Origin of the sequence: Priestia megaterium NBRC 15308 = ATCC 14581, assembly GCF_000832985.1 — a bacterium.
Classification (GTDB): domain Bacteria; phylum Bacillota; class Bacilli; order Bacillales; family Bacillaceae_H; genus Priestia; species Priestia megaterium.
Map to the genome: position 1 here is coordinate 3,434,500 of NZ_CP009920.1, position 14,828 is coordinate 3,449,327.

A 14,828-nucleotide genomic window follows, 5' to 3' on the forward strand; every position below is an offset into this window, starting at 1 on the left:
AGGAGGGATATTATGGATGAGTTTCGAAAAAGTACAGCACCTTTTTATTTTGCAGATCATATATGGAAAGATAAAAATGGAATGACGACTTATGGGATGCTGTTAACGAACCGGCCCGAAGATGACGGGGACTATGACCTCCATTCGTTATTAGAAGAAGCATATGTAGATCATAAAAAAATTCTAATTACTACTGTTTACGACAACAGTGAACAGCAGTTGACCGGATACGTGATACATTTATCAGATGATCAAGACGTCTTTACGTTTATGGATGATACGGGTGCTAAGCTAGTGATTGATTTCTATGATGTTGTAGAAATTGAGATCGAAGATTAAAAAGAGCTGAATGTTGATTACAACATTCAGCTTTTTTGTGTAAAAGTAGATGAATTTAAATGTTTATCATAAGAATTATAAGGGAAAAACGAATGAAGAAATTTCTGATTAAACTGAAATAAATCGGGAAAATATACCTGCATTTTAGAAAAATTACCGTGATTATGACAAAAAACAAGGTACAATGTCATAATTGTGTTCCGAACGTAATTTTGTTCATCAAACTTAAAGAAATGTAATTGAATCGTTCGGTGAAACCCCTATATAGCTATGATAGAGTAATACCATACGAAATTTCAGGAGGTATTACCTATGAAACATAGTTATATGAAATCAATGGTAGTAGCTTGTTTAGCTACTCTTTCATTTATAGGTTTTAATGCAACAGCTACGGCTGCAACTAATTATAAAGTAGTCAAAGGCGATAGTCTTTGGAAGTTAGGTAAAAGATATAGTGTAACAATTGACGATATTAAAAAATTAAACAATCGTCAAGGAGATATGATTTATATTGGTGAAACATTAGCGATTCCGAGTAAGACAAAAGTGCTGGCTGCTGAAACAACGGAACCTTCAACGGCAGCACCGGCTAATACGGCTAAGCCAGAACCAAAACCAGAAGCCAAACCCGCAGAGCAGGCAACACCTGCAGTTTCAATCTCTGCAAGTGAAAAAGATTTATTAGCTCGCTTAGTAGAAGCTGAAGCAAAAGGCGAATCTTATGAAGGAAAAGTAGGGGTAGCAACAGTGGTGTTAAACCGTGTAGATTCTCCGAAGTTTCCAGATACGGTAACAGGAGTTATTAAACAAGTTGTCGGAAAAGCATACGCTTTTTCACCGGTCCAAAACGGATCAATTAACAAACCTGCTTCAGAAGATTCGAAAAAAGCAGTAGAGCAAGCATTGACTAGAAAAGATCGTTTAGACGATTCCATTTACTTTTATAATCCAAAAACAGCTACGGATAACTGGATTCGTTCACGTGCTGTAATTAAAACAATTGATCATCATGTATTTGCCAAATAAAAAAGAGCCGTTCTGGCTCTTTTTTTTAGTCTAAAAAAATATCTCGTTCCAAACTGCCTTCAGAACCTGTTAAAACCAGACCAATATCGGTATCAGCTTCTAAGTTCTGAACGATGGTAAAAGGCACTTTATGTTGGTTAGCCGCTTGAATATAGGGGGAGAGGTATGAGTAAGACAAGGAGCCATTTAAAAACAAATGACCGTCTTTCAATTTTTTTAAAAGAGGCTTTATTTTTGCTGCATCCTTTTTCATGACTTGCCCTTTTTTTAGCGCAAGTTCAATATTCTCACGCAGAGCAGTTAAGAAATATCTTCTTTCGTCTCTTTTTGTTTCCTTTGCTCCGTACATTCCTCGTTCTAAGTATTCTTCTAGTTGATCAGACATTGCGTCACTTCCTTTCGTTATAAACTATAAACGATTATGGCTATAAGTAAAAGGGACAGGAAAAAAGGAAAATCACTGTGCTATATCACCTGTTTTTTTGCTGAGTACAAAGAAAAACAAAAAATGTGTTGAAATTTAGCCTGAAATATTGTTTAATGTAAATAGATAGGAAATCATATCGGTTTTTTATTAAAGGTTTGTAAGCGATTACAGATATACATACATAGCAGCGTTTGGGGAGACGCTCCTATGATTTTATGTTCAAAGCGCATTGTATAAAAAGGGGATTATATAGCTTTAGGGCATATACGGTCAAGCAAAGGGTCAGATAAATTAATAAAAAATCGTTATGTATTTTCATAAGAAGAACGGTCAACATTTTTGTTGAGCGTTCTTTTTATGCGTTCATATTATGTTTATTCCTCATTGCAGCAGACAGCAGATGCTGAAAATTGTAAAGGTCCATTCCTCGTTGCATCTCTCTTATTTTACATAAGTTACATGTAGTATGTTTCAAAGCCTTAAAAAATATATGTCTCTACGCTTGTTTAATCCTAACGAGGTGGTAGAAAAGGAATATTTTTTAAGAAATCGCAAAAAAAGAGGCGATCGCCTATGCAAGAAGTAGGTGAATAACATATGTAATAAAGAGAATGAAATATAATTTGAGGAGGCATGTATCATGCAAGAATTTGATATTAATGACATAAGAAGACCATTCGGTGGTTTTGGAGGCTTTGGTCGTCCAGGATTCGGTTTCGGTCGCCCAGGTTTTGGTTTCGGTCGTCCTGGTTTTGGCTTCGGCCGTCCGGGGTTCGGCTTTGGCTTTGGTCGCCCTTGGGGTTGGGGTTTTGGAGCTCCATTTCTTGGAGGATTAGTTCTTGGAAGTGCATTAGGAGGTCCAGGTTATTACGGTTATCCAGCACCATATTATCCGCCGTACCCACCATATTATCCTTATTATTATTAAAACAATGAGCGCTGATAAAGCGCTCTTTTATTATGTTCAGTCCAAGATATATATAGAATGAATGCAAGACGTTACGTTTAGAAAATGATAACAGTTTTAAATAAGGAATGAACGCTTAAGCTAAAGAAGACAAGTTTTCCTTGCAACAATTGTTGATTTTGCTATAATAACTTCGGTGGCATTTTTGGTCACTGGGTGGGCGAGGGATAGATGAAAAGAAGGAAATTAGATTGAACGCATTATTTGAAAAGTTGTTTCGTTTAAACGACCACCAAACAACTGTTGGAAAAGAAAGCTTAGCTGGGGTCATTTCATTTCTTTCCATCGTGTATATTATTGCTGTTAATTCAACCATTTTGTCTGATGCTGGTATTCCGCTTGAAGCAGGAATATTCGCAACAGTAGCTTCGGCTTTTGTAGGCTGTGTTATTATGGCTTTTTGGGCAAACGCGCCTCTTATTCTGGTGCCAGGTATGGGGATTAATGCATTGTTTACGTATACGATGGTTCAATCCATGGGGTTATCTTGGCAAGAAGGGTTATTAGCAGTAGTAATATCCGGCTTTCTTTTTATAGCATTAGCTTTCTCACGACTGTCTGCCAAAATTGTCTCTTCGATTCCGCATTCGCTAAAAGAAGCGATAACAGTCGGTGTTGGCTTATTTTTAACATTTATCGGTTTGCAAAAAGGGAAGCTTGTAGTTCCAAGCGAAAACACTTTTGTAGCACTTGGAGACTTGTCAGATCCGTTTGTGATCAGTACGCTGTTGACGTTAATTATCACAATCGTACTGTTTATCCGAAATGTGAAAGGTAACTTTTTGTTAAGCATGATTGCTGGATCAGTCCTTGCCTTCTTACTTGGTGTAAGGAGCGGTGCAGAAAAAGGACAGTCCGCTGGGAGCGTGAACGACTTCTTTAGCAGCTTTGGTACATTGTCTTTTGGAGCTATTGGAGACGTTGCGTTTTGGGCAGCTGTCTTTTCATTAACAATGGTATTGATTTTTGAAAATATCGGTTTGCTGCATGGTCAGCTAGGTATGATGAATCAAGGTAGCAAATTTCCCCGGGCCTTTCAAGCAACAGCCGCCTCAGCTTTGCTAAGCGGCGTGTTTGGAACAAGTCCAACGGTGTCTTCTGTAGAAGGAGCATCTGGTATTGCAGCTGGAGGGCGAACGGGTTTAACATCGCTGATTACAGGAGTTTTATTTTTAAGTTCACTTCTGTTTATTCCATTTATTAAGCTCGTTCCAGATAGTGCTATTGCACCTATTCTTATTGTTATTGGAGCATTGATGATTCAAAATATCAAAAACATCAATTTACAGGACTTAACAGAAGGTTTCCCTGCATTTTTAATTATTGCGCTTATTCCTCTTACGTACAGCATTGCTGATGGAATTGCATTTGGGTTCATTGCGTATCCACTGCTTAAATTATTCCTTGGTAAAATGCGTGAAGTATCGATGTTTATGTATGTAAGCGCGCTGTTGTTTTTCTTGAATTTTGTGCTGCATTATATTGCTTAAAATAGACAGCTGAGTACTTTTGCTCAGCTGTTTTTTGTATTTGCGGTAAAGAATCCTCTTTTTAGATATCATACTCCGTATTTCGTGTCCTTTGGCTAACTTTCGCTTCTAAAATGACGTTTCCTGCGTAAAGTAGTACAGAAGTCGGAGGGGGATATAAGGGGGAGAAAATGATGGGAATTAAATTAATTAAAATATCAGCCGTTTATTTTGGACTTGGCATCATATTGGGGTATTATATGTCAATTGTTCACAGCTACGCTTTGACACCTGTTCACGTGCACATCAATTTATTAGGATGGACGTCGCTTACGTTAGCGGGACTTATTTATTATTTGTTTCCTGCGTTTAGCGAAAGTAAATTAGCCAAACTGCACGTATGGTTGCATAATATAGGATTACCGGTCATGATGATTGGTTTATTTTTCATGATCGTACTAGAAAACCAAGCTTTTACACCCGTAGTGGCAGCAGGAGCAACACTTACGGCTATTGGCGTTTTAATTTTCGTATGTCACATCCTTAAAAATTTGAAATCTGAACGATAAACGAAGAAGGTCGTTGACGATGACTGCTAATTTCAAAAGGAAAAAGAACCAGCTATAGCGAATATACATGTAAACAAGGTGAAAGTGTGATTTACATAAAGGTGTGCTAGGCATCTTTATAAGGAGGGATAAGCTGCAGGGAGTTCTAGCTCTTATAAAAGCCAATAAAAGGGCTGATTATAAGTTTCTTGCGGCGGAGATACTATGGGAGAACATCAACAATTAGTGCGTGTTAGGGAGCTAGCAAATGAAATTATTCGACTTCGTCTTCAAGACCGTACGACTTATGACGAATTAGAGTTGCAAAATAATGTAGAGTTGTTGTCTCGTTCTGTGGTTGACTTAGTAAACATTATGTTAGCCGAAGATGTGGATTCGTCTACGTCTTTAAAAGCTACAGCTTCTAAAATGAAAATGGTGTATAATAACATGCATCAAGCTGAGAAAAAAGATTATTTGCATTTCTAATTGCTAGGCTCCTTTTCGCCACAAACGAAATGGAGGTGTACGAGGCAGATGCTATCGTCACTAACGACTTCTGAAGCTATTGTAGCATCCGTTCTTGCACTGGTTGTCATTGCCGTTTCCATTATCTTTTTTGCCACTCTTATTATGGTTGTTGTTCGACGAGAAAGAATCAGCAGCTTGGTTAATCACGGAGAGCATGCAGATGGAAAGCAAAAAAGCTTAGGTGAATTTTTTCGTTCTTTACGGAAAAAATAACTACCGTTTTCTTATTAAATAGATAAAAGCGGTCAATTTAAACGTTGACCGCTTTTTTTAGATGGTTTGCTTATTTTTTTCTAAAACAATACCCGCTGCTTCACTAACAGATGACACAACAGCAGAGGCGTGGCGCTGCACAGCTTCAGGAGCTGTAGCCATAGCGAAACTGTTCGGCGTTAATTGAAACATAGGAATATCATTAAATGAATCCCCCACACATGCAATTTCCTCTGGTTTTAGCTGAAGATGATTTAATAAAATTTCAATGGCATTTCCTTTGCTGATATGTTTAGGCATAATATCCAAACACTGCTTGGCGGAAATATATGTATCAATATAATCACCAAACTCTTCGTTCACTTCTTTTTGCAGAGCTACCATTTCATCATGATCTCCAAGAACCGTGATTTTGGATGGAGAAAGAGCGTGACCAAATGAATCCGTCATTTCAATTTGTTCTTCGATAGGGAAAAACATGTGAGTTTCAATCGCTTCAATAATTTCATTTCGCTGCTCTACATAATTCGTGTCGTTTGAACAGACAAGCGTAATACGGTTAGGATCTATCGTTTTTTTATAAAGTTGAACCGCTAAATCATCTTCAAACACTTTTCCATGAAGTTCTTGATTTTCTTTGGTCCACACAAATCCTCCGTTTTGGCTAATGCGATGAAATGTATTATTAATATCAGTAGAAATCTTTAAAATTTCCGTATCCATTCGTCCAGAAGCAAGACAAACCTCTACTCCTTGGCGCTGAAGTTCACTAAGTGCGTCTGCATTATGCTGTTCTACGTATTTTTCTTCATGTAAAAGAGTGCCATCTAAGTAGCTTACAAATAATTTAATCATTGCTTGAAAATTCCTTTCCTTGAAAAATTTTCTGTGATAAGAGCGTTACAAATTTATTACATTTTTTATTCTATCAGTGTTTCCCAAGAAACTCATAAAAAAAGCTCAAACCGGCGGTGAATTCAAAGAGACTAAGACATAACTACATCAATTTTTTCCGCAGGAGTCTTCGCCTTGCCCTTCAAACAGCTAGAAACAGCTACATGAAATCAAGTTCACCATCACAATGAAAAAATCCGAACGCAGTTGATTCTCAATTAAGAATCTGGATTTACCGTTCGGATCTTTCTTCAGCTAAAATCCATTTGTCGCAGCCTTTTTTTCAGGTTTGTTCACTGTAAAAAAACAGCCACGGTCTAAAAGACCGCGGCCATATTTTACAATACGTTAAAATATTTCGCTTCAGGATGTGCAAAAACAAGGGCTGTAACAGAAGCTTCTGGTTCCATCATGAAACCGTCTGTTAACTGAATGCCGATGTCTTCAGGTTTAAGTAATTTAAACAGTTTTGCTTGGTCTTCAAGGTCTGGACATGCAGGATATCCGAATGAAAAACGCTGACCTTGGTATTTGGCTGAAAAACGCTCCGCCATTGTAAAGTCAGGCGAATCAGGGAATCCCCAGCGGTCACGAATTTGCTGATGAACACGTTCTGCTAATCCTTCAGCTAGTTCAAGCGCAAGAGCTTGGAACACGTGACTCTTTAAAAACTCGCCGTTTTCTTTGAATTTCGCCGCGCGTTCGCGAATGCCCGTTCCTGCTGTTACAGAGAAGAAACATACATAGTCCATCTCTTTTTCTTTAGGTTTTGCAAAATCAGATAAGCACAGGAACTGTCCTTTTGCTTGCCGAGGGAAGGTAAAGCGTTCAATTTCTGTTTTTTCATCAGCAGGATCATAAATAATTAAATCATTTCCGTCTGCTTGAGCAGGGAAGAACTGATAAATAACCGCTGGCTTAATTAAGTTTTCTTTTAGTGCCAGTTCGAGCAAGTCATCAACGGTTTCTTTTAATTGAACAGCGCGCTCGTCTTTTTCAGCAAGCAGTTTATTCACTTTTCCTTTTAGTCCTAAGTGATGGCCTAAAAGCATCTGCCAGTTAATATACGGAAGAACCTGTGCCAAATCGTAGTGTTTGACAACGTGCCGCTTTAAATCAGCCGGTACAAAAACAGGAGCGTCCGTTGAAATGGCGGATCTTTCTAAAACAGCGGTAGCTGCTTGAGCGGTTTGAGGCTGGCGTTCTCGAACCGTTACTTTCTTTTCTTGCCGCGTTTTTAAATCTGCTAAAAGCTGAATAACTTCTTCTTTGTTCTGCAGCTTATTTGCTAACGCTAATCCGTCCATCGCATCTTTGGCGTAGAGGACCGCACCTTCATATTCCGGGGCGATTTTAAAGTCAGTAAATTTACGGGAAAGGGCAGCGCCTCCTACCATAATTGGAACATCAATGCTTGATTGTGTTAAATCCTGGGCAGTCAAAACCATTTGCTGAGCTGACTTTACTAGAAGACCTGACAGGCCAATGATGTCTGGCTTTTCTTCTTTTACTGCTTCAATCAGCTGCTGGGGCGTTACTTTAATTCCTAAATCAATTACTTTAAAACCATTGTTGCTTAAAATGATGTCTACTAAGTTTTTACCGATATCGTGCACGTCGCCTTTAACCGTTGCAAGAATAACTTTGCCTTTTCCAGAATCATTTTCAGTTGCTTCCATATGAGGTTCTAAAAAGGCAACGGATGCTTTCATAACTTCCGCACTTTGAAGCACTTCTGCTACAATCAGCTGGTTGTCATTAAACAAACGTCCAACTTCCGCCATCCCCTTCATAAGCGGTCCGTTAATAATATCTAACGGATCATCATATTGAGCTAAAGCCTGTTCTAAATCAGGAAGCAATCCTTCTTTTGTACCTTCGACAATATACATTGCCAATCGTTCTTCGAGTGTTAACGTAGAAATTTCTACTTTTGCTTCTTTCTTTTTATCACGATAAAAGTCGGTAAACGTGCTTAACGTTTCATCAGTTGTGTTAAATAATAACGCATTAGCAAGCTCAATTTCAGCTTCTGGAATAGAAGCATAGCGCTCTAATTTTTCGGTATTAACAATGGCATAATCGAGTCCAGCCTGCGTACAGTGATAAAGGTAAACCGCATTTAGTACTTCACGTCCGACTGGAGGAAGACCGAATGACACGTTACTTACGCCAAGAATGGTCAGGCAATCAGGCAGGGCTTCTTTAATCATTTTAATTCCCTTAACTGTTTCTTCAGCAGAACCAATATATTGTTCATCACCAGTCCCTACAGGAAACACAAGAGGGTCAAAAATAATATCTTTTGGATTAAAGCCATGTTTTTCAACAAGCAGATCATGTGAGCGTTTAGCAATCTCTACTTTTCGTTCTGCAGTAACGGCCATGCCTGTTTCATCGATTGTACCGACAACCAGAGCTGCACCGAATTTTTTTACTAGCGGTAAGATTGCATCAAAACGCTCTTCACCGTCTTCTAAGTTAATGGAGTTAATAATGACCTTACCTTGTGAGTACGTTAAAGCTTTTTCAATAACTTTCTCGTCGGTTGAATCGATTACAAGAGGAACCTTCACTTTTTTTACAACTTCTTGAATAAATTCCTCCATGTCTTCCATTTCTTCACGGTCCGGATCCGCTAAGCAAATATCAATAACGTGAGCACCATTTTTAACTTGAGCACGCGCAATTTCAGATGCTTCTTCAATTTTTCCTTCCGCAATCAGACGCTTGAACTTGCGAGAACCGATTACATTCGTACGTTCTCCCACAAAAAGAGGGCGCATAGAATCGTCATATACAAGTGGTTCAATACCGGTTACAGCATGGTTATGCTCGGAGCGATCAAGCGAACGGGGCGCAACCTCTTTTACCGCTTCAGCCAGTGCTTTAATATGAGCAGGCGTTGTACCGCAGCATCCGCCTACAAAGTTCAGCCAGCCTTTATCAGCAAACCCTTTAATTTTTTGAGCAAGCAGCTCAGGGGATTCATGATAATTGCCTTCTTCATCCGGAAGTCCAGCGTTTGGATAACAGCTAACTGCTGAAGTGGCTAGGTCTGAAAGAGAGCGAATATGATCCGTCATAAATTCAGGGCCTGTCGCGCAGTTAAGTCCGACTGAAAGAGGCTTCATGTGTTCCAGTGATAAGTAAAAAGATTCGATATCTTGACCAGCGAGAGTTGTTCCCATCGGCTCAATTGTTCCTGAAATCATAATAGGAACTTCGATTTTTAGTTTTTCAAACGCCGCTGTAATGCCTAAAAATGCGGCTTTTACGTTCAGCATGTCTTGACAGGTTTCGACTAAAAGCAAGTCAACGCCGCCGTCTAACAAACCTCGAGCTTGCTCTTCGTACGATTCTACTAACTCAGGGAATGTAATACCTCCGGTAACAGAGAGAGTCTTAGTGGTAGGACCGATAGCTCCAGCTACGAACCTAGGCCATTCGGGAGTTGAATATTTATCGCGGGCTGCACAAGCAAGCTTCACAGCTTCGATATTCAATTCATAAGCCAAGTGACCTAAATCGTATTCATCAAGTACGGTAGATGTTGAGCCAAACGTATTGGTTTCAATGATGTCAGCACCTGCTGCAAAGTACTCTTCATGAATGCGCTGAATCACATGAGGCGCTGTTCGAGTCAAATATTCGTTGCAGCCTTCATATTCTTCGCCGCCAAAATCTTCAGCGGTTAAATCAGCATCTTGAATCATCGTTCCCATTGCTCCATCGATGACGAGTATTCGCTTCTTTAGTTGTTGTTCGATAAGTGAGCTCATTTATATCTTCCTTTCTGATGTAACAAGTTGCTTGTCATGAATATAGCGTGTTAGAATTTCGGTCATTTCATAGCGCATAAACGGCGTAATTAAGTAAATACCGTCAAATAACTCATATGCTGTATCAATTAAGTTTTTTGCAATCGCAAGACCTTCGACTTCACCGCGGATTCGGTCATTTCCCGTTGCATCCATGCGTTCTAGAATATCTTCTGATAATTTAATTCCAGGTACTTCATGGTGAATAAATCGAGCATTTCTTGCGCTTGTTAACGGCATGATACCGATATATACCGGTGTTGTTAAATGTTTGGTTGCTTCATATACCTCTTCAATTTGCTTAGTTGAATAGAGAGGCTGAGTAATGAAATAGTGAGCCCCGCAGTCGATTTTCTTTTCCAAACGCTGAACGGCTCGGTCTAAGTGACGCACGTTTGGGTTAAAGGCAGCTGCAATGGAAAAATTGGTTTTTTGACCAAGTGGTTTGCCGGAATAAGATAGTCCTTCATTAAACTGAGCGATTAAACTAATCAAGTCAAATGAAGATAAATCGTAGACCGAAGTGGCGCCAGGGAAATCGCCAACTTTTGACGGATCACCGGTAATTGCAAGTACTTGATTCATTCCTAGCGTATGAAGTCCCATTAAATGAGATTGAAGTCCAATTAAATTTCGGTCGCGACAGGTAATGTGAATAAGCGGTCGTGCTTTTGTTTCTTGCTGCATCAGTGTTGCCATTGCCAAGTTGCTGATGCGAGGTGAGGCAAGAGAATTATCAGCTAATGTAATAGCATCTACGCCGACTTTATCAAGTGCTTTTGCGCCTTCTAAAAATTTCGTGGGACCAAGCTGTTTAGGCGGATCTAGCTCGACGATAACCGAGCGGCGCTTCTTCACAATTTCATGCATATGAGGTTTATCCTGCTGCTCACGCTCTTGAACCGTAACGGCAGGTCTCATTTTAACGACTTTGCTTGTAATCGGAGGCAGGTCTTTTAAGGCAGATGACATTGCGCGTACGTGAGCTGGTGTTGTACCACAGCATCCTCCAATTAAGCGAACCCCTTGTTCGCGGAATAAACGCGCGCTTTCTACAAAGTAGTCTTCATTTGTTTCATATTCCAGCTTTCCTTCCACATACGCCGGAAGGCTGGCATTAGGATAAGCAGATAAGAAAGCACGATCAGGAAGCGGTACTTCTTCAAGAGACTGAATCATATGATAAGGACCTAAACGGCAGTTTAGCCCGACAACATCTGCTCCCAGCGCCTCTAATTCTTTTAATGCATCTGCTAAAGGACGGCCATCTTGCAGTACGCCAATATCATGCAGGGAAACGTGGGTAATAATAGGCTTATCCGTTTCTTTTCTTGCCAGTGTAAGAACGGTTTTTAATTCTTCGAAGTCATAGTATGTTTCAAACAAAAGGCCATCCACGCCTTCATTTAAAAGCCAAAACATTTGTTCACGAATGCTTCGCTTAACCTCTTCTAAACTAATAGCGTTTTTTTGGAAAGAACGAATTCCGCCGAGTGTACCAACCACGTAAGCCTGATCTTTTGCAGCTTGTTTCGCTAATTTTACACCAGCAACATTGATGTCTTTGACTGAATCTTCTAATCCATAACGGGCAAGTTTTTGATAATTAGCAGCGTACGTATTTGTTTGAATAACGTTTGCACCAGCTTCTACATAGGCTCTGTGAATACGAGAAACCTCTTCTGGTTTGGTGATGTTTAGTTCTTCAAAACAGCTGTCGATACCGTGTGAGTAAAGGAGGGTACCAGTGGCACCATCCCCAATTAAAATTTTAGACTTTAAATCTTCAAGTAACCCCATGTCAAAACCTCCTTAAATTGTTCCGCTTCTATTTCACGAGTGATTCGTTTTATGCAATATGCCGATAAAATAGAAAAAGTCTTCTTAAGAAGAAGACTTTTTTCGCCTTCTTATCTTCCAAGCAATAAATTGCTTGCTGGATTTAGCACCATGTCTCTAACGACTGGTTGCTGAGGTTTCAAAGGGCCAGTCCCTCCACCTCTCATGATAAGAATCAATTGTATATAATTGAAACATATTTTTTTAAATAGAAAGAATACTTATTTAATAATTTATCTGATTTTTAGAAATTATACAACATTAAATTGTGAATTTCCAGCAAATATTGAGGAAAATTTAAAAGCTAAAGGGAAATATCCGTATATTTTGTTTGGAAATGACTGTTATGTTAGGGGTTAAGGAGTTTTTTGTGAGAAATACAAAAAGAAAATGAAAAAAATAAACGAAAAGGCACAAGCGCTGGGATATGCGTAGATTTCCACGTAAAAAGGCTCGTCTTTTTTTTATCGTTTCTACATATAGTGAACTATGAAGGGTAGAAGGGTGATGGGCATGAAAAGGTGGAAACTCACGCTGCAGGTTGCTGCTACGTATGTAGGCACCGTTGTAGGAGCCGGTTTTGCAACAGGCAAGGAAATCGTTCAATTTTTTACACAGTACGGGGAACTTGGAATGGTCGGAATTTTGGTCAGCGGCTTGTTTTTTATTTGGCTAGGTTCAAAAATGATGCTGCTTTCGCACGCAATTGGGGCTTCTTCTTATCAGCAGCTTAATACATATTTATTTGGTGATGTGCTTGGAAAAGCGGTAAACGGTGTAATGATTGTCATTTTATTTGGAGTAACTTCAGTCATGCTAGCGAGTACGGGGGCAATAGGAAAAGAACAGTTCGGGCTGTGGCCTCCTGTTGGGATGATTTTTACAATTGTTTTAACTTATATATTTATCGCAAAAGGAATTAACGGTATTTTAATGGTTAATTCTCTTGTTGTGCCGATGATGCTTTCATTTGCTTTTATCATCTTTATGCCGAATATCAGCTATTTCTCACTGATTCAAACGAAGCCGGATTTAACGCTCGTCACGCAGTGGAAGTGGGCGGTTAGTCCCTTTTTATATATTTCCCTGAATCTAGCTTTGGCTCAGGCCGTTTTGGTTCCATTAGGAAGCTCGGTGAAAGATAGGAGCGTGATTAAAAAAGGGGCCGTAATAGGAGGATGTGTACTTACGTTTATGCTTGTTTCTACTCATCTTGCCCTTTCCAATTTGCCTTATTCATTTCAACTTGATATTCCGATGAGTGCGGTTGTTAAAAATATCTCAGCGTGGGTGAATGTTTTATTTACGGTAGTTGTGTTGGGCGAGATTTTTACTACATTGATTGGAAATGTATTTGGCATCGCTAAGCAGCTTCAGTCATTTCTTCCCCTCAATGACAAACAAGCTTTTGCATTTATTATCTTGGCTTGCTTTATTATTGGGCAATTCGGATATGCCCAGCTTCTTGAATTTTTGTATCCCATATTTGGCTATATTGGACTAGCTTTTGTATGGATGCTATGTATTAAAAAAGAAAAAATAAGCTAAAAGCTGGATTTTAAAGAATAGATGTGAAAAAACGAAGTTAAATGATGTGACAAGTCGATTTTACTTTGCTATAATGTAAAACAAATAAGACTATAGCAGTCGAATATATTATTATCCTTCGGGGTCGGGTGTAAGTCCCAACCGGCGGTGATAAAGCGTATGCTTTTAAGCCCGTGACCCGTTTTCATACGATGTATGTTAGCGGTGGATCTAGTTAAAGTCTAGAGCCGACAGTAAAAGTCTGGATGGGAGAAGGATCAGGAAGCACAGTTGTTTTTTTTGTGTTGAATTAATAAGGGGCACGCTTGCCTTTTTTAAAGCTACCCTTGTTTTTGTACACAAAATATAACTGTTTATTTCGTATACAATTAGCGGAATTTTGCATAGATAAAACTGATTCAGCTCAGCCGACCCCTTGGACATTTGTTCAAGGGGGTTTTTTATTTTCAGTGGTTGGGGGAAAGATAAATATGAAAAAAAAGCAGCTGCTATTTCAAAACGGTATAAGAAATTGGAATAGCGCCAAAGCAGGTGAAGAAAATGTTCACAGGTATCATTGAAGAAATTGGAAAAATAAAACGTATTCAAAAGGCCACAGAAGCAATTGTTCTTACGATTGATGCGAAGACCGTGTTAGAAGATGTGAACTTAGGGGACAGTATTTCAGTTAACGGCGTTTGTTTAACCGTAACGGCTTACTCTCAAAATGAATTTACGGTCGATGTCATGCCGGAGACGATTAAAGCAAGTACCCTTCAGCTTCTAACCGTTGGATCACGTGTTAACTTAGAGCGGGCGATGGCTGCAAATGGCCGGTTTGGAGGGCATTTCGTTAGCGGACACGTTGATGGAATTGGAACCATTGTAAGCAAAACACGTAAAGGAAATGCCTTTTATTATGAAATTCAAGTCGATCCTGAACTTCGTGAATTTATGATGTTAAAAGGATCTGTTTCCGTAGACGGAACAAGTCTTACTATTTTTGATGTCAGCAACCAATCATTTACTATTTCTCTTATTCCTCACACGGTGCTTCACACAGTCGTTGGAGACAAACAGCGAGGAGACAAGGTGAATATTGAATGCGATATGTTAGCTAAATATATGCATCAGATGATGACAAATAAGTCAACTCCTGGCGCCTCGAATCGTTCAGGTAACATGAAGGATTTATTGCAGCAGCATGGTTTTACAAATTAACAGTGA

General features: G+C 39.3%; 13 protein-coding genes and 2 riboswitches. Of the genes, 9 read left to right on the forward strand and 4 right to left on the reverse strand.

Annotation, left to right across the window (positions count from 1 at the left end; genetic code table 11):
• Nucleotides 1-12 precede the first annotated feature (12 nt).
• Complete coding sequence (locus tag BG04_RS17875) at nucleotides 13-339, forward strand: hypothetical protein (protein ID WP_013082248.1); 327 nt, start codon at nucleotides 13-15, stop codon at nucleotides 337-339.
• Nucleotides 340-651: 312 nt separating this feature from the next.
• Entirely contained in the window at nucleotides 652-1,365 is a 714-nt protein-coding gene (locus tag BG04_RS17880) for a cell wall hydrolase (RefSeq protein ID WP_034653514.1), read from the forward strand.
• A gap of 25 nt (nucleotides 1,366-1,390) precedes the next feature.
• Here BG04_RS17880 and BG04_RS17885 read toward each other — a convergent pair whose 3' ends face one another.
• Nucleotides 1,391-1,750, reverse strand: coding sequence for a YueI family protein (locus tag BG04_RS17885; RefSeq protein WP_016763402.1), 360 nt, complete (start codon nucleotides 1,748-1,750; stop codon nucleotides 1,391-1,393).
• 682 nt (nucleotides 1,751-2,432) lie between these two features.
• Here BG04_RS17885 and BG04_RS17890 point away from each other — a divergent pair.
• From BG04_RS17890 to BG04_RS17910, 5 genes are all read left to right on the forward strand, one after another.
• Nucleotides 2,433-2,720, forward strand: coding sequence for a hypothetical protein (locus tag BG04_RS17890; RefSeq protein WP_013055995.1), 288 nt, complete (start codon nucleotides 2,433-2,435; stop codon nucleotides 2,718-2,720).
• Nucleotides 2,721-2,950: 230 nt separating this feature from the next.
• Complete coding sequence (locus BG04_RS17895; protein ID WP_034653512.1) at nucleotides 2,951-4,249, forward strand: NCS2 family permease; 1,299 nt, start codon at nucleotides 2,951-2,953, stop codon at nucleotides 4,247-4,249.
• 173 nt (nucleotides 4,250-4,422) lie between these two features.
• Nucleotides 4,423-4,797 carry a hypothetical protein gene (locus tag BG04_RS17900; protein WP_016763404.1) on the forward strand — a complete coding sequence of 125 codons (375 nt, stop codon included), beginning with the start codon at nucleotides 4,423-4,425 and terminating at the stop codon, nucleotides 4,795-4,797.
• A gap of 204 nt (nucleotides 4,798-5,001) precedes the next feature.
• The gene (locus BG04_RS17905; protein ID WP_013055998.1) at nucleotides 5,002-5,265 is read left to right on the forward strand and encodes a hypothetical protein; all 264 of its coding nucleotides are present in this window, start codon (nucleotides 5,002-5,004) and stop codon (nucleotides 5,263-5,265) included.
• 48 nt (nucleotides 5,266-5,313) lie between these two features.
• Complete coding sequence (locus BG04_RS17910; protein ID WP_013055999.1) at nucleotides 5,314-5,520, forward strand: hypothetical protein; 207 nt, start codon at nucleotides 5,314-5,316, stop codon at nucleotides 5,518-5,520.
• Between the two features lie 57 nt (nucleotides 5,521-5,577).
• On the opposite strand, the gene BG04_RS17915 is transcribed toward BG04_RS17910, so the two are convergent.
• From BG04_RS17915 to BG04_RS17925, 3 genes are all read right to left on the reverse strand, one after another.
• The gene (locus BG04_RS17915; RefSeq protein WP_034653510.1) at nucleotides 5,578-6,375 is read right to left on the reverse strand and encodes a Cof-type HAD-IIB family hydrolase; all 798 of its coding nucleotides are present in this window, start codon (nucleotides 6,373-6,375) and stop codon (nucleotides 5,578-5,580) included.
• A gap of 377 nt (nucleotides 6,376-6,752) precedes the next feature.
• On the reverse strand, nucleotides 6,753-10,196 hold the full coding sequence (gene metH, locus BG04_RS17920; protein WP_016763407.1) for a methionine synthase: 3,444 nt from the start codon (nucleotides 10,194-10,196) through the stop codon (nucleotides 6,753-6,755).
• Nucleotides 10,197-12,035 carry a bifunctional homocysteine S-methyltransferase/methylenetetrahydrofolate reductase gene (locus BG04_RS17925; protein ID WP_013082256.1) on the reverse strand — a complete coding sequence of 613 codons (1,839 nt, stop codon included), beginning with the start codon at nucleotides 12,033-12,035 and terminating at the stop codon, nucleotides 10,197-10,199.
• Nucleotides 12,036-12,142: 107 nt separating this feature from the next.
• Nucleotides 12,143-12,249, reverse strand: a riboswitch (SAM riboswitch).
• Between the two features lie 338 nt (nucleotides 12,250-12,587).
• Here BG04_RS17925 and BG04_RS17930 point away from each other — a divergent pair.
• Nucleotides 12,588-13,622, forward strand: coding sequence for a YkvI family membrane protein (locus BG04_RS17930; RefSeq protein ID WP_230586580.1), 1,035 nt, complete (start codon nucleotides 12,588-12,590; stop codon nucleotides 13,620-13,622).
• 110 nt (nucleotides 13,623-13,732) lie between these two features.
• Nucleotides 13,733-13,883, forward strand: a riboswitch (FMN riboswitch).
• Between the two features lie 279 nt (nucleotides 13,884-14,162).
• Nucleotides 14,163-14,822 carry a riboflavin synthase gene (gene ribE, locus BG04_RS17940; protein ID WP_013056005.1) on the forward strand — a complete coding sequence of 220 codons (660 nt, stop codon included), beginning with the start codon at nucleotides 14,163-14,165 and terminating at the stop codon, nucleotides 14,820-14,822.
• The last annotated feature ends 6 nt before the right edge of the window (nucleotides 14,823-14,828 follow it).

Bases quoted from the DNA above. Each gene is read 5' to 3' on its own strand.
- BG04_RS17905 (WP_013055998.1), top strand. From the start codon at position 5,002: ATGGGAGAACATCAACAATTAGTGCGTGTTAGGGAGCTAGCAAATGAA.
- BG04_RS17900 (WP_016763404.1), top strand. From the start codon at position 4,423: ATGGGAATTAAATTAATTAAAATATCAGCCGTTTATTTTGGACTTGGC.
- BG04_RS17910 (WP_013055999.1), top strand. From the start codon at position 5,314: ATGCTATCGTCACTAACGACTTCTGAAGCTATTGTAGCATCCGTTCTT.
- ribE (WP_013056005.1), top strand. From the start codon at position 14,163: ATGTTCACAGGTATCATTGAAGAAATTGGAAAAATAAAACGTATTCAA.
- BG04_RS17930 (WP_230586580.1), top strand. From the start codon at position 12,588: ATGAAAAGGTGGAAACTCACGCTGCAGGTTGCTGCTACGTATGTAGGC.
- BG04_RS17890 (WP_013055995.1), top strand. From the start codon at position 2,433: ATGCAAGAATTTGATATTAATGACATAAGAAGACCATTCGGTGGTTTT.
- BG04_RS17925 (WP_013082256.1), bottom strand. From the start codon at position 12,035: ATGGGGTTACTTGAAGATTTAAAGTCTAAAATTTTAATTGGGGATGGT.
- BG04_RS17875 (WP_013082248.1), top strand. From the start codon at position 13: ATGGATGAGTTTCGAAAAAGTACAGCACCTTTTTATTTTGCAGATCAT.
- BG04_RS17880 (WP_034653514.1), top strand. From the start codon at position 652: ATGAAACATAGTTATATGAAATCAATGGTAGTAGCTTGTTTAGCTACT.
- BG04_RS17885 (WP_016763402.1), bottom strand. From the start codon at position 1,750: ATGTCTGATCAACTAGAAGAATACTTAGAACGAGGAATGTACGGAGCA.
- metH (WP_016763407.1), bottom strand. From the start codon at position 10,196: ATGAGCTCACTTATCGAACAACAACTAAAGAAGCGAATACTCGTCATC.
- BG04_RS17915 (WP_034653510.1), bottom strand. From the start codon at position 6,375: ATGATTAAATTATTTGTAAGCTACTTAGATGGCACTCTTTTACATGAA.